The sequence below is a fragment of the Pseudomonas fluorescens NCIMB 11764 genome, assembly GCF_000293885.2.
Lineage (GTDB): Bacteria > Pseudomonadota > Gammaproteobacteria > Pseudomonadales > Pseudomonadaceae > Aquipseudomonas > Aquipseudomonas fluorescens_B.
Map to the genome: position 1 here is coordinate 3,838,240 of NZ_CP010945.1, position 23,183 is coordinate 3,861,422.

Below are 23,183 nucleotides of genomic sequence, written 5' to 3' on the forward strand. Positions count from 1 at the left end.
ACGATCAATGAGATCGTCCGATTTTTTTTTGGGGTTTTATTCGGGGTTTATCCTGGTTTCGAAATACGCACTAAAGCCCTTACCTTGGGTGAAGGCTTGTTCAATCCTGGCGCTTTGTATATTCAACTCAGCACTTGGCTTCACCCATTGCTCGGGTGGCAAGGGCCTGGACCAGTCTGAAACCGAGTCAGGCAGGCTTTTCATGCTGAAGCCATGATCCCACTCGGCAACCCAGTACGGGAATCGCCACCAAGTGATTGCATGCGAAAAATACCACCAGCCAACACCTGGCACCGAGCGCTCGTTGTGCCGGTACTCCTCGTGCATATCGGCCCGTTCTTGATCGAAAGTATGGCGACCCTCGTAAGGCGCCTTGCCGGGGCAGTATTGCGGCCCCTTTTCCATATAGATGCGGATCGCTTCCCACGTACCCAACCCATGGATAGGTGTCGCCACACCTCGATTCACAAAGTGGACTTTATCGGCCTTAGGGTCGTCGAAGGCCATGCCGAAGGTGTAAGTGCTCATCGTGCCTACGCCGGTTGAGCCCGTGCTGACGGAGAGCCAGGAGACCAGTTCTTCCCATGGCTGGATGACGGGTTCGTCGGAGTTGTGGGGGAAGAAACAGACTTCGCGGCGTTGGCGGTTGAAGCGGATGGGGCGGGTGCGGGATTTGGTGAGTGTGGAGCTGATCACAACATACAGTCCTAAAACTGCTGCTCCTGCTGCTCCCCAAGCACCGATGACAACGCCAGTGGAAAAAAACTCTATGAAAATGTAGATAAATGTTCGGCCGTAGGGATCTCCAATACTCATCAAACCGGCGATGGAAGGTCCTACTATCAAACTAACAATCAGCAAGAGCATTCCACTCGCGATCATAACCCTGGCTTGAAAAGCCTTATTGAAGTTGCTACTACCCACATCGAGATAAGTATCGTTGACCTCAAGAAAGCTTCCATCCAAGTCCATTGGCGTCTGCCCGGTAGGAATGGGTAAGGGTGAAAAGAACACTGCCTCGCCAGTGGCAAACCGTCGGGACTCACCAGCGACAGGACGCTGATTGTTCTGGTCCCGCCAATCACCGGGCTGTTGATCTCTGCGCTCATAATGCCGAACTACCTGCGGACTCTTTTGCATCGGTTTTACTTAAGTTTGCGTTGAAGTACGTCATGAAATCCTGTCCTTGAGCAAAGGCTTTTTCGATCTTCGCGCTTTGTTCTTTCAAAGCTTGGCTTGGCTTCGCCCACTGCTCAGGCGGAAGAGGTTTAGACCAGTCTGCAATGGATTCAGGTAGAGATTTCATGCTGAAACGATGGTCCCATTCCGCAACCCAGTACGGAAAACGCCACCAGGTGATCAGGTGCGTCAGGTACCACCAACCAACTCCTAAAGCGGAGCGTTCGTTGTGCTGGTATTCCTCGTGCATGTCTTGTCGTTCTTTATCGAAGGTGTCGCGACTCTCGTAGGGTGCTTTGCCAGGGCAGAACCCTGGACCTTTTTCCATATAGACCCGTATGGCTTCCCACTTACCCAAGCCATGAGCAGGAGTCATTACTCCTTGTCTAACAAAGTGCACTACGTCCGTTTTGGAGTCGTCGAACGCCATACCAAAGGTATAGGCGCTTGTCACTCCCACTCCAGTAACTCCTGTACTGATTGAGAGCCAAGATACTGTCTCTTCCCATGGTTGAATGACGGGGACGTCGGAACCTTCGGGGAAGAAACAGATTTCACGCCGTTGGCGGTTGAATCGAATAGGGCGGGTGCGGGACTTCGCTCTGGTAGTGCTCAAGATAACGTAAGTACCCAGGAGCGCCGCTATTCCTCCCCCCCAAATACTAAAGGTCACACCGAAATGGAACATGCCTGCCGTTCTGTCCCAAAAGGACTCGGAAAATGGATTTCCCCAAGTAGTAGATCCTGCAAGCAAAGGCAGAACAATCAGGCATGAGAAAATGAACATCATACCGAGCCCAATCATTGCCCTAGCTTGGAAAGCCTTGCCGAAATTACTACTGCCTACGTCAAGGAATGTGTCATTCACCTCAACAAAGCTTCCGCCAAAATCCATGGGGATTTGCCCGGTGGGCACAGGCAGTGGCGACAAAAATAGAGCCTCTCCAGTGGCAAAATGACGGGTTTCACCAGCGACAGGGCGCTGCTGTCGAATATCGAACTCGTCGTACTGCGGAGAGGTAGGTGTCATTCAGGATTACCATAAGGTGGGTTTGGACTGGGGCACGCCCACGGCAGCCTCTTTATCCGTTTCGGCAAATTTTACCTTGAAGTAATCCAACAGGTTCTGCCCTTTGGAGAAGGCCTTCCGGATTTCAGCGCTCTCCTTGAGCAACGCTTCGCTCGGCTTAGCGTGTTGCTCGGCGGGGATAGGTTTTGACCATTCCAGGACTTCCTTAGGGAAGGCGGCTTTTGTAGTGGTCTAATGAAACCGGACACCCATTTAAGCGAGATGCTTCGAAACTGATAGGAAAAATGACATTGTAGAACTCGATCATAGAGGTTTTGTAGTTGTTGGACCAATTAGCAGGAGCGACCCCAAATTTTGTACCTTTCACCCATTTTTCCAATGGGGTGTCCTGAGTGTAGAGTCGTGCAAATACCCCCCAACTATCAAAATGGTCACTCCCAACGCCTTAAAGGCTAGATGGGGGGCTTGCCTGACTCCTCGGCCAATCGCTGCAGCGTCACCAAGAATGACCGCAGCTCGTGCTACCCGAACAGCTCTGAATGTCTGAACATAAATGGCCAGATTCGCCCCCCATGCTGCGCTCAAACCTGCGTTGATTCCATGCCAAAACCCGATTGGCCAGACCGCGCCTGCAAGCCACGCTTGACGCATCTGCGTTGCGTCACCCAAGCGCAGCCAAAATTCTCGCCAGCCTGGCAAATACCGAGATATTGAAAGGGCTTTGTGCGGGACTTTGTTGTGCGGGCAGGGGATGTTAATGTTCGGCATTTGTCGCATTTTATAAGGATATTTCCAGTGCTACGTCAGCTCGTACTTGCCCTGCCAGCCATGATGTTTTTAGTCGGTTGCGAGGCGGAGTCCGGCCCTTTGCCTACCAGCAAGAGTCTTGCACCAGAGAAAGTTTCCACCATCGCGGCCACCATTGCGAAGAAGTACCCTGATCTTTCCAGCGAACTGCGCGGCAAGGTGCTCAACACCGTCGTGCAGTCCATCGACAATATGGTCTTTGTCGAGGGTGGACAGTTTGATATGGGGGACTTTGGCTGGATTTGTGAGTACGACGAAAAGGATGTGTGTACCTGGCCTTGTGGGCAAGATCCTGAGCAGATGTGTAACATTAGTCCTGATGGTGATGATGATTTCGTACACCCGGTAAAGCTGAGTGGTTACTACTTATCGAAACTTCAGACTACGCTTGAGCAGTTTGATCTGTTTTTTGTCGCGAACGGAAAGCCTTTGTTTGACACTAAATATCGAAATAGAGAAGATCTAAAAGACACACTTTATAATCCAACGCTACCTGCTCCCACTCAAAGCTGGCAGGAGGCCAAAGATTACTGCCAGTGGATTGGAAAACTAAGTGGTTACCCCGTGGAACTTCCCACTGAGGCCCAGTGGGAGTATGCAGCCCGCAGTCGAGGCGATCATGTGCTGTTTCCGACCGATACTGGGAGTCTAAGTTATGGGAAAAATTTTCCAATGGTGTCTGAAACAGCCACTTTTTCTGTAAAACGTTTCACACCCAACCCTTTGGGCCTCTACGATATGTCAGGCAATGCTACTGATTGGGTCAACGATTGGTATGGCAAAGATTATTATCAGCACTCTCCATTAGAAAACCCAAAAGGACCAGACACCGGTACTAAAAGAATAAAAAGGGGATCAAATTATTCTGAGGCGCCTTTGTTTGCCGCCCCTATAGTCCGCCGTTGGGCTGAAGAACCAATTCAAGATGGTCACTATCAAGGTAACAGTTTTCGATGCGCCATTCAGTCGGATCAGCCGCTTTAGAGCAACGAAACCATGGGGGCGCCTATTGGCGCCCCTCATTAAGCTAAACCGTCAAATAAACTGCTCCGTTTTGCTGCAATTAAGACATTTTCTTTACGCCATGGAAGGCCCGGAGTCCACGCAAGCATCCCTTCCGACCGCATAGAAGAATCACTATTGATTGCCAACGAACCGATAAACCGGTTGAACTCACGTTGTTCACCACCATCGAGCAGAGCATTGATACGATTCAAACTATCCATTGCCTTAGTTTTGCTGCCGCTTTTCGAACAGTGTTCCAGTACCTCAATGAAATGCCTCCAACTGCGTAAATGGGATAGCAATAGAACAACAGCTTTTTCCTGATCTTCAGCCCAGCTTTCTACGAAGCTTTCCGTTAACAGGTACAGCATTGGCCCAATGGTTTCTGGCGGCAGCATATTTAACGGGATTTTTTTGCCCTTCAAATCTATCGAATGGTTACTGAGCAAGTAGGTCGCTAGGTTTTTAGCTTCTAGAAGGGTTGCTTTGTCGACCGCCAACCGTGAGCGTTAGTGCTATGCGTAGAGTAGTTCTCTGTAAGCGTCCGGCCAGCACACCTTGCGTTAAACCGACGCCCATCGATGCGGAAGCAGCTCGGCAATTTCACTCATCCGCTGCGTCGGCAGACGTGTGAGAGCATCCTTCAGATAAAAACCATTCCAATACATACGGCCGTTTGCGTTGCAGCTACATGCCCGATCAGCCTAACGTACTCTCAAGCAGCGCAGTCAGCGCATGATTCCATTTCTATTTAGCTTGGCTCTATCTGTGAAAACTCAATCAATCCCAGGTAGCTTGGAAGTCGAACGCTTGCAGGTATGTTTGAAGGTCAAAGATCAGCTTGCTTTGATTTGCCTTGAGGCAAGCAACACACGTTACGGCATGCTGAGGGACATCCGCTAGTGGAAGAAAACTCAGCCCACTCGCACGCGAGCGTTTCAAGGAGGCAGGAACGATAGCGCCGCCCAGCCCCATCTCAACGTAGGATAGGATCGTCGGGATGATACTGCGATGGCCATACCGTGGTACCAGTCGATGGTCGATGAAAATCTTTGAAAGAAGCCCATTAAAGTACGGCGAGATACGACTGTCGTACTCAATCAAAGGAGCCGCCGCCACGTTGCTCAGCCGGATCTTAATCTGGCCTGTACCAGCTTGGTCAGCACGAATGCAGTAAACGAGCGGTTCCTTGTAGAGCGTCATCATGTGTATGTCTGGGTGAGTGTTCACTGGGCGCATGAACGCGATGTCCAACTTGCGCTGTCGAAGGCCAGCCACCATGTCTACGGAATTGAGCTCGTGAAGCTCCAGCTCGACATTCGGATGCGAGATGCTGAAACGGTAGATAGCCTCCGCCAATGATGAACAGGCAGCGGTAGGGGTTAAGCCTATTTTTAATAATCCCGCCTCTCCTTGAGCTACCTGGCGAACCTGACGAAGCATGTCATCCGTCTCAGCTTGCAGCAGTCGCGTTCTACGCAGCAGCGTTTCGCCGGCAGGCGTGAGGAATACCGCCCGCGTACTTCGCTCAAACAGCATCGCGTCAAGCTTTGATTCTAGGCGCTTAATCTGCTGAGTCAGCGCCGGCTGACTGATGAAAAGCCTTTGCGCGGCCTTCCCAAAATGCAACGTTTCTGCGACCGCAACGAAACACTCAAGCAATCGCGCATCGATCATGATTGATAACCTAGGAAAAATAATCTGATTGTAAACGACGAATAGACGTTATCAATCCCTCTTTGTAGCATCGTCCTGCCTGCCATAACATTAACAATACGGCTAATCCCGCTAGGTCTAAGCCACAGAGAGATACACCATGCCCCACTTTCCTGCGACATCCCGCATATACTTATCGCAACGTTCTTTCAGCTCGCTGGCAAAAGGGGTTTTCCTGGGGGTCGTGCTGTCATCCGTACCCCTTTACGCGCTCGCCGACTCACCCAACCTGCAGGGTGCTGAGAAACCCCACATCGTTGTCGTAGGAACAGGTGGAACCATCGCTGGGGCGGGGAAACTGGCCACAGATACCTCTACCTACAAAACTGCGTCAGTGGGGGTGGACAAGATACTAGAGCAAGTGCCCGACGCGGCGAGATTCGCTAACGTTACCTCTGAGCAGTTGTTCCAGGTGGGCAGCAAGAGCATGACTGAGGAGTACATGATCAAGCTTGCCAAGCGTGTCGAGAAGCTACTTGAAGATCCGTCCGTCGATGGAGTCGTGGTAACCCACGGCACCGACACGTTGGAAGAAACCGCGTACTTCCTTAACCTGACCGTGCACAGCAGCAAGCCAATAGTCTTCGCTGCGTCAATGCGTCCCTCGACGGCAATCAGCGCAGATGGGCCTCTTAACTTGCTCGATGCGGTGGTCATCGCCGCCTCACCTCAATCCCAGAACAAAGGCGTCCTCGTTTCGTTGAACGACGAGATCCACAGTGCCAGGGACGTGAGTAAAACCAGCTCTTTCAAGACCGATACATTCAAGTCGCCCTACGGCCCGCTCGGCTATGTCGTCGAGGGGAGACCATTTTTCTATCGGGATGTGATTCGCGCCAACACTGTTAAATCGCAGTTTGATATCCGCAAGATCGAAAAACTGCCGCGAGTCGATATCACCTACCAGTACACCAACAGTGACATGACTGCGTTCAATGCGTTTGTGAAAGCGGGAGCGCGGGGAATCGTGATTGCTGGTACAGGGAACGGCAACGTTTCAGATCAACTGTTGCCAGAACTTGCCAACTTAGGCGACAAAACGTTGCTTGTACGAAGCTCACGCACTGGCAGTGGCTCGCTGTACCGTGGCGCTTCGTATGATGCCGATAAGCGTTACGGATTTGTGGCTGTTGACGACCAGACGCCCGTAAAAGCCCGCCTGCTGACAGCGTTGGCGCTGACTCAGACGAGCGATCCAGTAGAAGTACGTGAAATAATGTACAAATACTGACCTGATCTGCCACCCAGACGCTGATCAAGATCACTTACAAAGCCACTTCGCCGAGCTCCAGTTCAGGGGGATCACTCCCTCAAGGAGCTCACTCCCAAGCAACTCGTGATCAACGGATACGATCTCAGGCCCATCGGGCGCTACAAGTTAAGTGTCCACCAAAGTCACCCCGCATGACTCAGGCCGATACCCACTGATGCGGTAACAGCTGGTCAATCTTACTCGCCTGCTGCATTGGCAGGCGAGTAAGAACGTACGCATACGGATCATGCCCACTCATGCGTGCAGACTGGATCAAACTCATGATTGCTGCCGCCCGTTTGCCGCTGCGTAGCGATCCGGCGAACAACCAGTTGGAGCGCCCAAGTGCCCACGGCCTGATCTGGTTTTCGACTTGGTTGTTGTCAATGGGCACAGCCCCGTCGTCCAGGTAGCGCGTCAGCGCTACCCAGCGTTTAAGGCTGTAATCCAGGGCTTTGGCTGTTGCCGATCCGTTGGGCACCAGATCACGCTGGGCCAACATCCAGTCATGCAGCGTTTTGATGATCGGGGCTGCTTTTTCCTGGCGTATTCGCCAACGATCCTCATCGCTCGAGGCACCGGAACGGTTGGCTACAACCTACAAACAGCTGTCGACGACAAACACCATCTGATCGTTGCCCATGAGGTGACCAACGTTGGTAATGATCGTGGGCAACTGAGCAATATGGCGAACCAAGCGCGTGAAGAAATCGAGGCTGAATTGCTAACGGTGGTGGCCGACCGAGGCTATTACAAAGGTCTGGAAATCCTTGCTTGCGAGCAAGCCGGCATCACTACCTTCGTACCGAAACCCCTCACATCTGGCAGCAAAGCCGAAGGCCGATTCGGCAAACAGGATTTCATCTATCTTATTGCGTCGGACGAGTATCGATGCCCTGCGGGGCAGCTACTGACCAGGCGGCATTCGTCGATGGAAGACGGCATGTTATTGCATTGTTACTACTTCTCGGGCTGCCAGTCCTGCTCAATGCAAAAGCAATGTACGACGGGTAAGGAACGTCGTGTGACGCGCTGGGAACATGAGGCGGTAATCGACGCGATGCAGGTTCGGCTGGAACATGACCCGGGGAAGATGAAGGTTCGCCGCCAGACTGTTGAGCATCCTTTTGGAACGCTCAAATATTGGATGGGAGCCACCCACTTCCTGACCAAAACACTTCCGCGGGTAAGTACCGAAATGAGTCTTCATGTACTCGCCTACAACCTCAAACGAATGATGAGCATCTTCGGCACAGTAGGACTGCTTGAGGCGATCAGGACGTAAATCCAGCCACTTGCTCGCCCGTTAGTAGCCGTTTGGGCCGCTGACGCGGCCCAAACAGCATTACGAACGTCTATGTAGCTGACTAAGGCAATTCGCGCTTCCGTCTGCTGGTTGTCGCAGACAACGCCCGTAGTTCTAAACTTTCGACGTATTCAGTGCTTTTTCACACAGCCTGGGTAGGTAGCGGACGTCTATTCGCGAGTGGAGAATGAGAGAAATGGCGTCTGCTGCGTCTCCTCGTTGAGCCTGGCTAGGTAGCAACCAGAAAAAGTCAGCACCGAGGACCAGCATGAGTGCTAGCGTGTAAGCCGCTTACCCGTACATGTATAAAAGGTCGTCGATCAGTTCAAGTTCCTCTTGCGTGAATTGCACATTATTGAACCGTCGGATGTCTTCGAGCACCCCTCTGATCGGTACTTGCCTTGAAGTATCCTGAACGATTTCGATCAGACGATCGTAATCGGGATCTCTTCCCTTCAGGTATTTTTCGATCAGCTCTTTAAGGGATACGCGGGCCTGCAGGTCAGTTAGCACGTTTACTACTCCGGCAAAATAGTGACTTCATCCACTTTAATGACAGTGGGATTTCCCGGTTTTGGGATGAGTTGTTGCGAGCCGCCCGTTCCGTACTCAGGGTAGGCTTTGGTGAACGGTTCCAGATTCGGACCTTTGCCACCAAATTCGTACGGCACTGTAACGTTTGGTGCTCCGTCCTTGTAGAGCTGTAGCGTGTCAAATTTCAAGCGCAGACGGCCGTCATTCCATGCCGGCGATGGATCTGCCGCAGTGACGTGTTTGGGCGCGCGAACCTAGAAAGCTTCCGTCGCAGCGTCTCCAGTCTCAAATTTTTCAAAACCAAAATACGAAAGCCTGGCTTCCTGAGTGTCGATCGTATTCTGCGCGTGACCGTTGACGCTTCCGTCAGCATTTTTGTAGCCCATATACCGGTAGCCGGTAGATGGCAATGTTGAGTCCGGCCCGGATGGTCCGACGTAGACGTCAGGCTTTGATTCGGTGACCACCGGTGGGGTGACGTCTCCGCTCTTGACGCTAGTGTCCGCTTAGGGTTATTGCCTGGAAGATGATTCGCCGGGGCTGGGTCAGTGCGAGGATGGCTTCAGCGGAGCCTTCTTGGGGAGACTGGAGCAGCTTTCGTAATTGCTCTGAACATCAACCCCAAGTAGGCCAGCCAGTAGGGTTAGATGCGTACTGGTAGTTGTTCAAGCCGCCCGCAAGCTTCATGGGACCCAGTGTCTGAAATCGCCCTGCAATTGGACTGTAAGAGCTAATGACGATTGTAATGGAGACCTGTCTCTGCCTCGAGTCAGGTAAAACTCGATTACCGTGCGCAGTCTAGGCGATCCTGACTGTTAGGGTGTTTTGCTGACGTCGTCAGCAAAACACCCCCTTTTCATCGAAGGCAGGTCAAGCATTTAAGTATGAGAAATGGGTTCTGCTACTCGTAAAGTCCTTTAGATGAGTCCAGCGCGTTTAGCAGTTCCTCTTCAGAAATCGAATACTGACTAAGGTGGTTTGTATCTAAATCACCCCATTCCTGCTCATCTTCGATTTCCAGGAGCAGTAGTGGAAGTTTCTTTTGACTGAAGAAACTAATTATGTCGCGAATATCCTTGTCGCGCTCAACATGGTCATTTTGATAGAGGTCACACGTGTAAAAAAAGCCTTTATCGCCCATGGCGAGCTTTTTTTGTGAGCCAATCAGCGACATTTTAAATCGTTGGTGCAGGAATTTGGCCACTTCAAGGTCGCTGGTGGGGGCTGCAGAAGCAATACTTATCTTAGTCATGGCTCAAAAATCCTCGGGTACCAATGGGTTAAGTGGTCTTCCTTTGGTCTCGTTTTGGAAACTACCACCGTGCCATCTATATAGATGCTCATCTCTTGTTGCTGGATAGATGTTAAAAGCTTTTTCCAAGTGGGTGAAGTGCGAGTTCGACGTATCCTGGCAGTTGTGCATTTTGTTGTTGATGGCGACGATGATGGCGTCTTCCAGTTTTGTAAAAGCTCAGACTTGATCTAACGGTTATCGGGCCACCTGATTTTTGGCAATCATATAGCTCAGCTATTTGATGATTCTTCTGCCTTGCTTTCGTTTAGGTTTGCCTTGAAGTACGTCATAAAATCCTGCCCTTGAGCAAAGGCTTTTTCGATTTTCGAGCTTTGCTCTTTAAGCGCTGGGCTTGGCTTGGCCCATTGTTCAGACGGAAGAGGTTTGGACCACTCAGCAATGGAATCAGGTAGAGACTTCATACTGAAACGATGGTCCCACTCCGCCACCCAGTATGGAAAGCGCCACCAAGTGATCATGTGTGTCAGGTACCACCAACCAACTCCTAATGCGGAACGTTCGTTGTGCTGGTATTCCTCGTGCATGTCTTGTCGTTCTTTATCGAAGGTGTGGCGACCCTCGTAGGGTGCTTTACCAGGGCAGAACTCCGGTCCTTTTTCCATGTAGGTACGTATGGCTTCCCATTTGCCTAGTCCATGAACAGGAGTCATGACCTCCTGTGTGAGAAAGTGCACCGTATCGGCCTTGGGATTATCTAGGGCCATGCCAAAGGTGTAGCTACTGATTACGCCTACTCCAGTGAATCCGGTGCTGACTGAGATCCACGCAACCGTGTCTTCCCAAGGCTGGATCACGGCTTCGTCGGAGCCATTCGGGAAGAAACAGACCTCTCGGCGTTGACGGTTAAATCGGATGGGTCTGGCGCGGGCTTTGTTCCTTGTGGTGCTGATAATCGCGTACAGGCCAATCAGCGCTGCTCCCCCTCCACACCAGAGCGCTAGTGATATTCCGAATTCAAAAAAATCGTTGAAGTAAAACCAGAAGCTTCTGCCGAATGGGTTTATGAATGCTGCGAAGCCCATCAATGTTGGGAGAACAAATAGACAAACGATAACTACGACTGTTGGGAGTGACACAGCTAATCGTGCTTGGAAAGACTTGGTGAGATTGCTGCTACCCAAGTCCAGATAGGTGTCGTTGACTTCAACAAAACTTCCGCCGAGATCCATTGGGATTTGCCCGGTCGGAACGGGTAGTGGCGAGAAAAACACCGCATCGCCAGTAGTAAAGCGTCGAGATTCACCAGCGATGGGGCGCTGTTGTCGAATATCGAACTTGTCGTACTGTGGAGAAGTAGGTGTCATGCCGGATAACCATAAAATGCATGTCCGGCATGAGGTAGTCGATTATATTTAAGCATTAAGGACGCGACTCATCGATACCATTCAATTATTTATCGATTCTTCTGTCTTGATTTCATTTAGGTTCGCTTTGAAGTACGTCATGAAATCTTGTCCCTGAGCAAAAGCCTTTTCGATCATGGCACTTTGCTCTTTCAATGCATGGCTCGGCTTGGCCCATTGCTCAGTCGGTATAGACTTTGACCACTCAGTAATGGAGTCCGGCAGAGATTTCATACTGAAACGATGATCCCATTCAGCAACCCAATACGGAAAGCGCCATAAGGTGATTACATGAGTGAAATACCACCAGCCAACACCTAACGCGGAGCGCTCGTTATGTTGGTACTCCTCAATCATATCTCCGCGCTCTTTATCAAACGTATGCCGGCCTTCGTACGGTGCTTTACCGGGACAGTGTTGTGGCCCTCTTTCCATGTAAACACGTATCGCCTCCCATTTACCCAAGCCATGAACTGGAGTCATTACTCCCTGGTTCACAAAATGGACGGTATCTGTTTTAGGGTCGTCAAATGCCATGCCAAAAGTATAAGTACTCATGACGCCGACCCCAGTCACACCAGTACTGACAGAAAGCCAGGACACCATTTCTTCCCAAGGTTGGATGACCGGCTCGTCAGAACCATTAGTAAAAAAACAGACTTCGCGGCGCTGTCTATTAAAGCGTATCGGACGGGTATGGACTTTGGCTAGGGTAGTGCTGATGACAACGTAGAGCCCCAGAACTGTGGCTCCTGCTGCTCCCCAAGCGCCGATTGCAGCGCCGGTAGGGAAAAACTCTATGAAAATATGTGTAAATGATCTGCCATAGGGATCACCGAAACTCATTAGCCCGGCGATGAAGGGGCCGATTATTAAACCCACAATCAGTATGAGCATGCTGCTTGCGATCATAACCCTGGTTTGGAATGCCTTATTGACGTTACTGCTACCTACGTCCAGGTAAGTGTCGTTGACATCAAGAAAGCTTCCCCCCAAATCCATTGGGATTTGGCCGGTAGGGACGGGGAGTGGCGAGAAAAACACTGCTTCGCCAGTAATAAAACGTCGAGATTCACCAGCGACGGGGCGCTGGTGCTTGAGATTAAATTCATCGTTATTCATTGATTTGGATGGCATGTTATTCAACCGGAAAGTGGTGAGTCGGGCAGCTACAGGAAGTCGCTGTTGACCAATAGCCATGGGGCATCGGTTGTGCGCGACTTTAAAACAGAGACAGCCGAAAATAGTTTGCCATTTTGCGCGTTCAACGTCGTAGTTTCGAAGCGTTTCTCTCGGAAGGATTTATCGCCAGCAAGGGGGTGATAGCGTAGGGCGATAGCCAAACCATGTTGGGCATTGGCTTCGTGTTGGAAAATGTCCATGCCTAATCTAAGCGGTTCATCCGGAGCACTGAGCAAGTTGAATTGATAAAGCAGCGGCTCGCTCCATGCCTCCCAATCATTACGTTGGTGGTTTGTCAGCCAGTAAGCGCTCACGCCAAACTCTACATCATTTAGTTCACGAGCCGTAATTCCCGGTATGCGCAGTACCGCCATAGGCTTATTGTTTATCGTCTGCAACGCTACCTGCGGTGCTGCCGTTATGTCGGCAAGCAGTAGGCGCTCCTCAATCAGACTGCGGTTGGCGCTCTGCTTACCCCAAGGGCCTTTTTGCAACCAAGTATCCAAAGCTGTTTTGTTGTTTCGGTTGTACAGCCACTCTCCGCCCAACTGCAGACCAGTAAGCACCAGGCCAATCAAGTTGGCTTTGGCAGCAATGCTCAACAGTTGACCACCCGCTTTGACCCAAACCAGCGCACGTGCTTGATTTACAGTGGTAAACGCCTCATAAATTGATTGGCCACTCCTGGCGAAGGCCCAACCATTGAGCGCAAGTTGTCCAGAGTCACCAGCTAATGTCATGCTGGCGCCTGTCAACTTGGCACCATTCCCTGAACGTAACGCCTCTGTCCATTTGGCAGCCGATCCTTTTTCACCATACATACCTGTTCCTGCGGCAACTGCGCTGAATATGTAGGCAAATGGGCTCAATGCTCCGGTGATTTTCCCTAGTTTTGCGGCCAATTTGATTTTGCCGGCGGCGCTTGTGTAATTTTTGATAGCGACAGAAAGACTTGTAATGGCAATACCCTGTGCAGCAGCCAAACCGCCTCCTACCGTAGAAAATAGAGCGTTAAAGAAAGATAGAGTATCTGCGGTATCCCACACGGCTTTAGAACGTACTTCGATAAAAACTTGGTAGAAATTTATCGTTTGCATGACAAATGCAGCCGAAGCAAACACATCGCCACCCACTGATTTGAAAACTTCTCCAGTCAAACCTTTATACGGACGCTTGAGCCGATAGTCATCGGCCATCCGCTCAAACTCAAGCACCTGAGCATTGTTAAGCCCTTTAATCTTGAAGGCCGCCTTGCCCGGCCCGTCACCAACAGGACTCATGGCCTGAGCTATCCGTCCTTCAAGGGGAGCGACAGTCTGTTGAATGGCTTTGCGGCGAGATACCAAGGTTTTGTAACCGCCTTTTGGTGACCTTCCTTTACGTTCATCAGCAAGGGTTTGCCGAATCTGATTTTTCAGCGAGGTCATTTGCTGGCGCAGATCTGTCAGTTTGGCTATATCAGCTTTGAACGTGGCAATTTGATTCGCAGAGGCAAACTCCAACGTAATACCTCCCTTACCGAAGGCTCGCAGAACATCTATCCAGGCCGAGCCAGGAATTCGGCGCAATACTTTTGCTGGATCTAGCGGCTGGCCACTGCGTAGCGCTTGCATTGCCTCATCCAGCGCTCCTGCCAGGCGCAATTGCTTTGCCGGCTCATACGCCGTGTCGCGCAACTGACCGAGCACAATGCCGTTTTCACTCAATTGCATTGCTGCTGCGAGATTCTGCGTGAGCAATTTGCCAAATTTTCCGCTGAGTGCCTGCGCACCCTGATAGTCGTCCTTGGCCATATAGGTATCGCGCAGGGACTTGATGAACGATGTGACCTTTGCGTGCATGTCCTTCTGATCAGTCAAGCTCAATGTGAAGAAGGTTGGTACGGTAAAACCCGGCTGTTTCTCGATCAGATCGGCAAGCTTTTCAGTCGCTTTGTCTGTCCGGCAAATGTCTCTCATACAGGCATATTCAGTAGCGAGAGTTGTGTCGAGTTGATCGCCAAATTTGGGATCGAAATACCAGGCTGAGCGTTGGAAGCGTTCTTCACTGATCAGATTTGCGCGATCGTCACTGATCAGGTCCAGCCGTTTGTTCCAACGACTGAGTTGGGCGCGTTGCTGTTTCAGAAAGGCTTCCATAGCGGGCCGATCAATCAGATCGTTGATGCCCTGTTGTCCCATTTTCGCGCCCTCGAGCGCGTCACCCGCATTTTCTTCGATAGTCTCGATCAGGTCTTCGTACTTGGAATGCAAAGGTCCAAGACTCGTACGCATCCGCGACTTTGAAGCTGCAATAGCCCCACGATGCGTACCAGCGCCTGAATACTGGGTTTGATTTTTAACGTTGACATAGTCGACGATGGATTGCCGTTGCTCTTCGCTTGTTTCGTCCTTGAGTTTGGCAAAACGTGGGTCGCCTTGGGCGGCATTCAGAATGGTTTCGCCGGTTACGGTGTACAACGATTCGATATAACAGCCAAACACATACTTTTTTTGATTGGCTTCAGCGTCACTCCAGTCACTGATCCAGCCAGTGACCAAATCCTGATGCTCGGCAAGATCGCGCAGCACGCCCAAGTCATCCTGCACGACCAGGTACAGATGGTCATGCTCGTTTTCCGACTTAACTTGCTTTTTGAGCGCACCCAACTGGGTTTTCTTGAAGTGAGGTGTTTGTTCCCAGAGATAGTCTTTGCTTTCCTCAGGCTTGGCACCCGTAATCGCCGGCTCTTTACTCGGCTGCTCCGCAACCTCCGCAATCCACTTTTCCGCCTGACTCGGGGTCAGCAGATTAGCCGCGCCTTTCTCCGGATCGGCCCTGGTCAGGTCCACTGCCTGCATGAAGTATTCACGCTCGGACTTGTGCTTGATGACCTGCGCGCATTTGGCGGCGGTCCATTGCACTTCGGAGTAGTTGACGTAGAGCTTGCTCAAACGCGGGAAGACCAGCACGGCTTCGCCCACGTTGCTTTCGCGTTTGTTGGCGGTGATTTCGCCTTTTTCCCACAGCAGTTGGGTCACGATGCCGTTCTGGATTCGGTATTCGTGCATGACGGCTTGAGGTTTCTTGTCGACGATGACGTAGAGCCAGCCGTCGCGAATCAAGCGAATGCCCAGTGGGCGTGAAGCTGTTTTGTACGGCATCGCCAGTGCGCTGGATGGGTCGAGTCGTTCGACTAGACCGTAACGCAGAGGGATGAGCTGGATCTTGGCCTTCATCAGGGGGCAGCCGCCCATGGCGCACTTGCCGTCGTCCTTGCTTTTTGCAACGTTGTTCGGGCTTTTGCCGGCCGATGTTGGCGTGGTCATCCTTGGCTCCTGTGCAGGGTTTCAGCCCGTTCCTGGGCAATATCAGCGACCCGTTCGAGTCGCTGAGCGGACGTTTGTTCCGACGGGGTCTTGAGTATTGCATCCAGGTCCGGATGCTCCTCCAGCGCTCGCTCGCCGAGGAACCCGTGAATGTTGGCGTAAAGAGTGATGTCGAGTTCGGTGTTGAAGCCGCGGTCGTACGAGGTCGATGCCAATGCGTGCAGGTGTTCCCAGCGCTGCAACGGCGTCAATTGTGCCTGATAGGACGGAAAGTATTCGTGCATGTGTTGGTCGAGGCGCACGACGATGCTGCGGAAATTCACTTCGTCCAGTTGGCTGAGTTGCTCGTCGCTCAAGCGGTAGCGTTTGCTGTAGTTGGCTTCGGAGGCTTTGCCCGGTCGCTGGTTGATGTGCCAGCAGCCCAGCGCCGCGTCGGCGGTGACGATCTGTGAGCACGGGCCGAACAGGGTAGAGTCCTTGATGCTCTCGGCGTGGCTGAGCAACGCGTGGGCTACGGCAGGGTCGGCGACGCGCAGTAGGACCTCTTCACCCTGAGGGTGCATGACGCTGGTCAGCCAGCGGAAATGCTCGACCATTTGCGCCCAGGGTTGATCGCTGAACACCAGGTAGCCCCACTCTTGGCGGGGTTCAGCCAGAAACTTCGCGAGGATGGGATTGTTCTGGGTGTTTATCCGGACAAGGCACGGTGAGAGATCGCCCAACTCGGCCCACTGAGTGCCGAGGTAGAGTGGCTCGAACACCGGATCGTCCGACCATTGATAAAGGTGCTGGGGCAGTTTTTCGACGCTGACGCCATCCAGCAGCAAACCGACGGTGCCATTCCACGGCAGGCCTTGAGGTAATCCGATCTCCAGCGGCCAGTCGGACTTAAGCATTTTGCGCCTCCAGTTTGGCCTTCTCGCAGATTGCGCAGATCGGCTTCTTCTGCATCAACGCTTGTCGCTGTGCCGGTACCAACAATTGCCCAGCCTTATCCGCATCCGCCTGCTTCAACACCCCCGGCAACAACGGCGCCGCTCCCGTTCCGCTGCCCGGCCCTCCACCGGAGTTCATGTTGATCACCGGCCCGCTCAGGGTCACGCCGCCCGCATCGATCTTGATGAAGCTGCCGCCACCAATGAGTGTCAATTCGCTCCCGGCCTCAAGCACCACTTTCATGCCGCTGCTCAGGTGGATTTCCTGGCCCGCATCGATGAATTGCCCGGTGCCGATCTTGATGTGCTGGTTCACGCCCACGGTCAGGTGGTCGTTGGCGCGGGCTTCGACTTTGCGGTCTTCATAAACGGTGTGGTGTTCTTCTGCCTTGAATTCGCTGTAGCTGTTTTTCTCGACGGTGTCGTGGCGTTCGTTGCCGACGCGGATTTTCTGGTCGTGTTCGACGTTTTCGTCCCAGTCGCGCTGGGCGTGGAGGAAGATCTGCTCCTGGCCTTTCTTGTCTTCGATGCGCAGTTCGTTGAAGCCTGCGCCGCCCGGTGAGCTGAGGGTTTTGAAGGTGGTGCGGGTCTTGTTCGCCGGCAGGGCGTACGGGACGACGTTTTCCTTGTGGTACAGGCAGCCGCTGATCAGCGGCTGGTCGGGGTCGCCTTCAAGGAAAGTGACGAGCACTTCCATGCCGATCCGTGGGATGGCGATGCCACCGTAGTGTGCGCCGGCCCAGGCAGAGGAGACGCGCAGCCAGCAGCTGGTCTTGTCGTCGGCCTGACCTTCGCGGTCCCAGTGGAATTGCACTTTGACGCGGCCGTACTGGTCGCAGTGGATCTCTTCACCTTTGGGGCCGGTGACCACCGCACTCTGGCTGCCGAGGATGCGCGGTTTTTTCTGCGTCAGCGGTGGGCGATTCGGCACGTCCCACGGCGTGGCCTGGAAGCGGTTGCGATAACCCTGGTGGAAATCGTCTTTCAGGTTGGTGGTGCTGCTGGTGACCGACTCTTCCAGCACTTGCGGCTGTTTGCCTTCGTGCAGGACTTCGGTCAGCAGCCACAGGTCGTTCCATTTGGCTTTCGGGTGTTGGGTCAGGGCCAGGAAGTGGCCGCTGACCAGCAACGGCTGATCGCTTTTGCCTTCGGCCAGCTGGAAGTCGCTGCGGTGGCGTTCGAGGGCGCGTTTGGCCAGGTGCTTGCCGCGTTCGCGGTCGATGAAACGACCGGGATAGTCGTAGTCTTCGAGATCGGGCAGGGCGTCGCCGCGGTTTTCACTTTCGAGGGTGATGCGCGGTTTTTCGAAGTCGTAGTCGCGGCGGGTGATGCGGCTGGTGCGGGTTTCCAGGCGCAGGTCGAAGCGTTTGATCACCGGGTCGTTGGCGACCATGCCGGAGTCTTGCTGATAGGCCACCGGCGCGAGTTTCGGGAACACCGTCTGGTCATCGCCGAACACCAGTTTGTGGGCCGTGGCGCTGTGCTGGAAGTGGTAGTGGATACCTTCTTCCTCGCACAGGCGCTGGATGAACTGCAGGTCCGATTCATCGTACTGAACGCAGTAGATGCGTTCAGGATAAATCGCCCCGACCTTGAATGCGTAGGCATTGCTCTGGATGCCATGTTCTTCGAGGACCTGGCCGATGATTTTCGGCACCGTGAGGTTCTGGAAGATGCGCTGGTTGATGCGATGCGCCAGGTAGGACAGTTGCGGGCGCAGGGTCACCGCGTAGCGGGTCAGGCGCTTGCCGGAATCCCCCTGGGCGGCGCGATAGATCTGGCCATGAATGCCGCTGCCGTCGGGCGAGAGCTGCAAAAAGGCCGGTTTGTGCAGCAGGGTCTCGAGGTCCAGGGACGGCTTTTCGCTGACCAGTTCCACCTCAAACACAAACGGCTGGCTGATGGCTTCCCGACCTTGCAGGGACAGGACCTGGAAGTCGTTGGAAAGACCTTCGATGGTCAGGGCAAAGTGAGTCTGATTGGCCGGCGCGAACATCCCTTGTTCCTCGTGTGCACTGCGGCGTTCGTCGACCGCAAGGCGGATCAACGCACGCGAAATTCTGGAGGGGCGTAAACAACATCGACCAGCAGAGCTGGCCGATGTTTGCAACGATCAGCCGTAATTAAACGACTGGAGCACGCCAGTCATCGGAACCCGAAGTACCGGATACTTCGTGGGTCCAGGTGATTTTGCGATAGGTGAACTGCACTTCTTCCAGGTGGGTGAAGTGCGAGTTGCCTGGATCCTGGCAGTTGTGCATTTTGTTGTTGATGGCGACGATGATGGCGTCTTCCAGTTTGGTGGTGTAGTAGTGCTCTTGAGTACCTTGAGCCGAAGTACGGAACCACTGGATAACGATTTCGCTCATGCGCTCGCCGGAGGTCAGAGCCGCCTGCAGCAGTGGCGAGGCCTTGTCGTAGACCTTGGTGATCACGACTGGCTTGTGTACGCGCTGACCGGTCGGCTGGCCGGATTGCGGGTCACGCGGGATGATCACGTCGTGGCTGAAAGCCTGAACCATGACCTGGTCTTCGTGACCTTCCTGGTAGGTGTTGCCAACCGAGTCGGCGGTGAATGCGCCGGCAGTGATCAGGCCTTGTTTTTCGCCAGTGACGGACATGTACGCTGGTGTTGCCATGGATGCTCTCCTTGCTGAATAAGTGAGGTGCCCGGGAGGCGATATCGCCCGGTGGGTGCATGACTGTTATCAAGGTCCGTGCCATAAACGACTAAAGTTATATAAATCAGTGTGTTATGTATGTTATTGGCCACTGAAAAAGCTTACCGGGCAACGTTCACCCCTGAATGTGCGCAAGAACTTGCGCAGCACTGCGCAACTTCTTGCGCACTGGGCCGGAAGGCCTGAAAAGTCGGGCGCTCAGCCCTTAAGTAACGTGTCTCGCCGTATCGATTGCGCAACTTCTTGCGCATCAAGGCGGTTGGCCATCACGCAGAGAGCCTCTGTGAAAAGTGCAACGAACGACGCAGTCTGATGGTCAAATCCAGCGCCGAGGTGACTGAACATTTTCCGAATTCAAGGAGCGCGACATGAAAATCCTGATGGTTCTGACATCCCACGATCAATTGGGTGACACGGGTAAGAAAACCGGCTTCTGGCTGGAGGAGTTCGCCGCACCGTATTTCGCTTTCAAGGATGCTGGCGCTCAGCTGACGCTGGTGTCGCCCAAGGGCGGGCAGCCCCCGTTGGACCCGAAGAGCGACGAGCCGGACGCGCAAACCGCGGCCACCGATCGCTTCCGCAAAGACTCCGCGGCCCAGTCGGCATTGGCATCGACCGCGCTGCTGAGCAGTGTGAGGGCTGACGATTACGATGCGGTTTTCTATCCGGGCGGCCATGGCCCGTTGTGGGATCTGGCCGAAGACAATAACTCGATCGCGTTGATCGAGGCGCTGTACAAGGCAGGCAAACCGGTGGCGGCGGTCTGTCACGCGCCGGGCGTGTTGCGTCACGTCAAGGGTGCGGATGGTCAGCCGCTGGTCAAGGGCAAGCGGGTGACGGGTTTCACCAACTCCGAGGAGGAGGCGGTGCAACTGACGAACGTTGTGCCGTTTCTGGTGGAGGACATGCTCAAGGAGAAGGGCGGGATTTATTCCAAGGGCGATGACTGGGCGAGTTATGTGGTGACCGATGGTCTGCTGCTGACCGGTCAGAATCCGGCTTCGTCCGAGGCCACGGCGGAAGCGTTGTTGGCGATGTTGAAATAGGATCAAAAGATCGCAGCCTGCGGCAGCTCCTACAGGAATCCACATTCCCCTGTAGAAGCTGCCGCAGGCTGCGATCTTTTTTGCATTGTTAATGACTCAATTGTTCAACGCTGCAAAACACGCTTCGATCGAACGCCGCTGCGTCTCGGCATACAACCCCAACTCGTCGATGGTCGATCGCCCAAGGGCCTTCTCGAACGCTTGCCGATTCGAATGCTCGCCATAGTGGGTCTGCGCCGCATCCCCCAGGTTTGACTGAAAAATCCCCGCTGCGCTGACGGGCAGGAAATCTTCGTAAACCAGTGGTTCAACCCGCAAATAACCGCCGCTGAGCAGATCTTCCAGCGACGAAGACTTAAGCGCTTCCGCCCCTTGGCCTTTTTCCGTAACGAAATAGCGAAAATACGCCAGTTCCTGCTGACGCATTCCCTCAATGGTGTCAGGAAATTCGCTGAAGTGCTGCGTCATCAGCGCGTTGTAGCGTGCGGCGTTGGCTTCGTTGGGGAAGTCCTTGAGTTCGTCACGGGCAGCGTTGAGCAAACGGTCATAAAGCGCCCGACCTTTGGGCGTGAGCGCGGCACCGCGCTGCTCGATCTCGCCGAACCGGGCACTGTGGCTGCCGTGACTTTCGGCTTGATCGGTGAAGGCAACGGGTTCGTCCAGCGCCTTGAAACTGGTCTGGCGCAGCAGGATCGGACACTGACGGCGGGGCGGGCCTTCGATCACCGCTTTGGGGGTGATGCCGTGGGCGGGCATTTGCGCCTGCACAATGTCGATGTCCAGGGTGCGCGGCGTCAGGTGGTTGATATGCGGGCCCTTGAATGCCACGACATCGGCGATCAGGCGATGCTGGGCGCTGAGTTTCCGGTATTGCTCGGCGGTGACCGTGGCGCTGTGGTGCCAACGGAAGGTTTCCAGCGCCTGCAGAACGAACTCCTGCGCCTCTTGTTCGGTGAGGCCTCCCTCGGACTCGGCGCGTTCGATGAGGGACAGCGCAGTGGGCGTGAAGATCGAGCGCTTATCCAGCACCGATTGGGCAAAGGCACGCAGTTCCGGGTCTTCGATCAACTCCAGACGCAGCAGCGAGGTAAACACCCGAAACGGGCTGACCTGCAACGCGGCCTCATGCACCGCGCGGAACGCCGTGGAGTGCACCGGTACGCCGGCCGGGGTCAAGTCGTAGTAGCCAACGGGCTGCATGCCCATCACCGCGAACAGTCGGGCGAGAGTCGCCAGTTCAGCGGCCGTGCCGACGCGAATGGCGCCATGGCGCTCCAGGTCCAGACGCTGGATTTCGCCCGTGCTGTTCAACTGCCGGGCGATCTGCGGTTCGCTGTCCAGCACATGGCGGTTGGTCTGTTCCACCAGTTCCATCAACGCGCCGTACAGCGGCACTTCTTCGCGGTACATGTCGGACATCGCTTTGGAGAAGCGTTGGCGGATCAGGTCAGGGCTGACAAAGCTTGGGTGGCTCATGAAAAAATTCCAGGCGCGGTGACGTGAAGGATGGGGGAAAAGATCGCAGCCTTCAGCGGCGCCGACAAACGAAGAATCTTACGGACTTCATTCTGCAAAGGACTGCTATAGCCAGCTTGGCAGGTGTTACACGTGGAGTTGAGTGCGCTGGGATGCCAAAAACTCACGATACAGCCGCGCCGTACCCGCCGGTGCCTCGACCATCGGCATATGGCCGACACCTTCCCAGATTTCCACCCGCAGGTCTTCGATGCCTTTGCTCCAGATCGCCACGCTGCTGACGTCGATCAAGCGGTCCTTGCGCCCCCACAGCAACAGCGCCGGGCATTTGATGTCGGGCAGCTTCGGCTCCATTGGCGGGCTGGCACGGAAGTCCCTGAAGATTTCTTCCAATTCATCCCGAGACTGTTCATAACGCTGGGCGATGGCGTCCAGCACCACGCCGGGCACCCATGGCGGCTCGGCCATGGTCATGGCGTAGAAGCGCCGGAATTCTTCCCGGGAGTTAATCAGGAACGGGTTGTGGCCCTTGGCCAGATGGCGTTCCAGGTCACTGATTTCGGGCGCGGTGACACCGGCCGGGTCGATCAGGGCAACCGAGGCGATGCGGTCCGGGTAAGTCGCCGCGAGCCACGCCGCCATGTAGCCGCCCATCGAGTTGCCGATCACATGCACCTTCTCGACGCCGCAGACATCAAGCAACTGGATCATCCGCTTTGCCTGCAAGGGAATGTCGTAACCACCGCCGGCCTTGAAGCCGGTTTCGCCATGCCCGGCGATGTCGGGGATGATGACCCGGTAAGTGCCGACGAAATGCCGGGCGAAGCGCAGCCAGATGTTCTTGTCAGCGCTGTAGCCGTGCAGCATCAGCACGCTGCTTGAGGCTTCGTACGGTCCGCCCTGCCAGGTCGAAACGGTCATTTCGGCAATCGGCACGACGATCTTGTGCAGCCGATACAGCCTGGCTTCGGCCGCCATGTTCAAGTCATAGAGCCAGTGACCGATGGCCGGGTAGCTCAACCAGCTCCAGGCCACGAAAACCGCGATTGCGACAACCAACAAAAGCAT

At 54.0% G+C, this 23,183-nt stretch carries 17 protein-coding genes and 4 pseudogenes; 4 read left to right on the top strand and 17 right to left on the bottom strand.

The window, feature by feature from the left end:
• Positions 1–36: 36 nt before the first annotated feature.
• Positions 37–972: a DUF6708 domain-containing protein gene (locus B723_RS17715; protein ID WP_017337978.1), complete on the bottom strand. Its 936-nt coding sequence runs from the start codon at positions 970–972 to the stop codon at positions 37–39.
• A 133-nt stretch (positions 973–1,105) separates the two neighbouring features.
• Positions 1,106–2,209 (bottom strand): DUF6708 domain-containing protein, encoded by a 1,104-nt coding sequence (locus B723_RS17720; protein ID WP_017337979.1) that lies wholly within the window; start codon positions 2,207–2,209, stop codon positions 1,106–1,108.
• A gap of 795 nt (positions 2,210–3,004) precedes the next feature.
• Between B723_RS17720 and B723_RS17725 the strand changes: the two genes are divergently transcribed.
• Positions 3,005–4,000, top strand: a complete 996-nt coding sequence (locus B723_RS17725; RefSeq protein WP_017337981.1) for a formylglycine-generating enzyme family protein — start codon at positions 3,005–3,007, stop codon at positions 3,998–4,000.
• 38 nt (positions 4,001–4,038) lie between these two features.
• Here the strand turns inward: B723_RS17725 and B723_RS17730 are convergent, their stop codons facing one another.
• The gene (locus B723_RS17730) at positions 4,039–4,521 is read right to left on the bottom strand and encodes a hypothetical protein (protein WP_017337982.1); all 483 of its coding nucleotides are present in this window, start codon (positions 4,519–4,521) and stop codon (positions 4,039–4,041) included.
• Positions 4,522–4,801: 280 nt separating this feature from the next.
• A complete protein-coding gene (locus B723_RS17735; protein WP_017337983.1) occupies positions 4,802–5,698 on the bottom strand; it encodes a LysR family transcriptional regulator in 897 nt (298 codons plus the stop codon).
• Positions 5,699–5,837: 139 nt separating this feature from the next.
• On the opposite strand from B723_RS17735, the gene B723_RS17740 reads away from it, so the two are divergent.
• Entirely contained in the window at positions 5,838–6,968 is a 1,131-nt protein-coding gene (locus B723_RS17740) for an asparaginase (RefSeq protein WP_017337984.1), read from the top strand.
• Positions 6,969–7,146: 178 nt separating this feature from the next.
• Here the strand turns inward: B723_RS17740 and B723_RS17745 are convergent.
• A pseudogene (locus tag B723_RS17745) lies at positions 7,147–7,560 on the bottom strand (IS66 family transposase); the annotation flags it as partial.
• On the opposite strand from B723_RS17745, the pseudogene B723_RS17750 reads away from it, so the two are divergent.
• Positions 7,561–8,274, top strand: a pseudogene (locus B723_RS17750) (transposase); the annotation flags it as partial. It lies immediately after the preceding pseudogene.
• A 312-nt stretch (positions 8,275–8,586) separates the two neighbouring features.
• Here B723_RS17750 and B723_RS17755 read toward each other — a convergent pair.
• From B723_RS17755 to B723_RS17790, 10 genes and pseudogenes are all read right to left on the bottom strand, one after another.
• Positions 8,587–8,808, bottom strand: coding sequence for a hypothetical protein (locus B723_RS17755; protein ID WP_017337987.1), 222 nt, complete (start codon positions 8,806–8,808; stop codon positions 8,587–8,589).
• 651 nt (positions 8,809–9,459) lie between these two features.
• Positions 9,460–9,595: pseudogene (locus tag B723_RS34130) on the bottom strand (RHS repeat-associated core domain-containing protein); the annotation flags it as partial.
• Positions 9,596–9,730: 135 nt separating this feature from the next.
• Complete coding sequence (locus B723_RS17760; RefSeq protein WP_017337988.1) at positions 9,731–10,081, bottom strand: hypothetical protein; 351 nt, start codon at positions 10,079–10,081, stop codon at positions 9,731–9,733.
• 123 nt (positions 10,082–10,204) lie between these two features.
• Positions 10,205–10,294, bottom strand: a pseudogene (locus B723_RS33495) (Hcp family type VI secretion system effector); the annotation flags it as partial.
• Between the two features lie 59 nt (positions 10,295–10,353).
• Positions 10,354–11,448: a DUF6708 domain-containing protein gene (locus B723_RS17765; RefSeq protein ID WP_031318719.1), complete on the bottom strand. Its 1,095-nt coding sequence runs from the start codon at positions 11,446–11,448 to the stop codon at positions 10,354–10,356.
• An 81-nt stretch (positions 11,449–11,529) separates the two neighbouring features.
• Positions 11,530–12,687 carry a DUF6708 domain-containing protein gene (locus tag B723_RS17770; RefSeq protein WP_338012302.1) on the bottom strand — a complete coding sequence of 386 codons (1,158 nt, stop codon included), beginning with the start codon at positions 12,685–12,687 and terminating at the stop codon, positions 11,530–11,532.
• Positions 12,657–15,977, bottom strand: coding sequence for a toxin VasX (locus B723_RS17775; RefSeq protein WP_017337991.1), 3,321 nt, complete (start codon positions 15,975–15,977; stop codon positions 12,657–12,659). Before B723_RS17775 ends, B723_RS17770 begins: the two co-directional genes overlap by 31 nt.
• The gene (locus B723_RS17780; RefSeq protein ID WP_017337992.1) at positions 15,974–16,873 is read right to left on the bottom strand and encodes a DUF4123 domain-containing protein; all 900 of its coding nucleotides are present in this window, start codon (positions 16,871–16,873) and stop codon (positions 15,974–15,976) included. The genes B723_RS17775 and B723_RS17780 overlap by 4 nt, the downstream gene beginning before the upstream one ends.
• Positions 16,866–18,908 carry a type VI secretion system tip protein VgrG gene (tssI, locus tag B723_RS17785; protein ID WP_052909695.1) on the bottom strand — a complete coding sequence of 681 codons (2,043 nt, stop codon included), beginning with the start codon at positions 18,906–18,908 and terminating at the stop codon, positions 16,866–16,868. Before tssI ends, B723_RS17780 begins: the two co-directional genes overlap by 8 nt.
• A 127-nt stretch (positions 18,909–19,035) precedes the next feature.
• Positions 19,036–19,551, bottom strand: coding sequence for an Hcp family type VI secretion system effector (locus B723_RS17790; protein ID WP_007919523.1), 516 nt, complete (start codon positions 19,549–19,551; stop codon positions 19,036–19,038).
• A gap of 410 nt (positions 19,552–19,961) precedes the next feature.
• Here B723_RS17790 and B723_RS17795 point away from each other — a divergent pair, with 410 nt between their 5' ends.
• Positions 19,962–20,639 carry a type 1 glutamine amidotransferase domain-containing protein gene (locus B723_RS17795; RefSeq protein ID WP_017337995.1) on the top strand — a complete coding sequence of 226 codons (678 nt, stop codon included), beginning with the start codon at positions 19,962–19,964 and terminating at the stop codon, positions 20,637–20,639.
• A gap of 96 nt (positions 20,640–20,735) precedes the next feature.
• On the opposite strand, the gene hglS is transcribed toward B723_RS17795, so the two are convergent.
• Both hglS and B723_RS17805 read right to left on the bottom strand, forming a co-directional pair.
• Positions 20,736–22,115 (bottom strand): 2-oxoadipate dioxygenase/decarboxylase HglS, encoded by a 1,380-nt coding sequence (gene hglS, locus B723_RS17800; RefSeq protein ID WP_017337996.1) that lies wholly within the window; start codon positions 22,113–22,115, stop codon positions 20,736–20,738.
• Between the two features lie 126 nt (positions 22,116–22,241).
• Entirely contained in the window at positions 22,242–23,183 is a 942-nt protein-coding gene (locus B723_RS17805) for an alpha/beta fold hydrolase (RefSeq protein ID WP_017337997.1), read from the bottom strand.

What these genes read in the sequence shown, in the direction of transcription:
- B723_RS17715 (WP_017337978.1), bottom strand. Translation starts at nt 972, where the DNA reads ATGGACTTGGATGGAAGCTTTCTTGAGGTCAACGATACTTATCTCGAT.
- B723_RS17720 (WP_017337979.1), bottom strand. Translation starts at nt 2,209, where the DNA reads ATGACACCTACCTCTCCGCAGTACGACGAGTTCGATATTCGACAGCAG.
- B723_RS17735 (WP_017337983.1), bottom strand. Translation starts at nt 5,698, where the DNA reads ATGATCGATGCGCGATTGCTTGAGTGTTTCGTTGCGGTCGCAGAAACG.
- B723_RS17740 (WP_017337984.1), top strand. Translation starts at nt 5,838, where the DNA reads ATGCCCCACTTTCCTGCGACATCCCGCATATACTTATCGCAACGTTCT.
- B723_RS17760 (WP_017337988.1), bottom strand. Translation starts at nt 10,081, where the DNA reads ATGACTAAGATAAGTATTGCTTCTGCAGCCCCCACCAGCGACCTTGAA.
- B723_RS17765 (WP_031318719.1), bottom strand. Translation starts at nt 11,448, where the DNA reads ATGACACCTACTTCTCCACAGTACGACAAGTTCGATATTCGACAACAG.
- B723_RS17770 (WP_338012302.1), bottom strand. Translation starts at nt 12,687, where the DNA reads ATGGCTATTGGTCAACAGCGACTTCCTGTAGCTGCCCGACTCACCACT.
- B723_RS17775 (WP_017337991.1), bottom strand. Translation starts at nt 15,977, where the DNA reads ATGACCACGCCAACATCGGCCGGCAAAAGCCCGAACAACGTTGCAAAA.
- B723_RS17780 (WP_017337992.1), bottom strand. Translation starts at nt 16,873, where the DNA reads ATGCTTAAGTCCGACTGGCCGCTGGAGATCGGATTACCTCAAGGCCTG.
- tssI (WP_052909695.1), bottom strand. Translation starts at nt 18,908, where the DNA reads ATGTTCGCGCCGGCCAATCAGACTCACTTTGCCCTGACCATCGAAGGT.
- B723_RS17790 (WP_007919523.1), bottom strand. Translation starts at nt 19,551, where the DNA reads ATGGCAACACCAGCGTACATGTCCGTCACTGGCGAAAAACAAGGCCTG.
- B723_RS17795 (WP_017337995.1), top strand. Translation starts at nt 19,962, where the DNA reads ATGAAAATCCTGATGGTTCTGACATCCCACGATCAATTGGGTGACACG.
- hglS (WP_017337996.1), bottom strand. Translation starts at nt 22,115, where the DNA reads ATGAGCCACCCAAGCTTTGTCAGCCCTGACCTGATCCGCCAACGCTTC.
- B723_RS17805 (WP_017337997.1), bottom strand. Translation starts at nt 23,183, where the DNA reads ATGCTTTTGTTGGTTGTCGCAATCGCGGTTTTCGTGGCCTGGAGCTGG.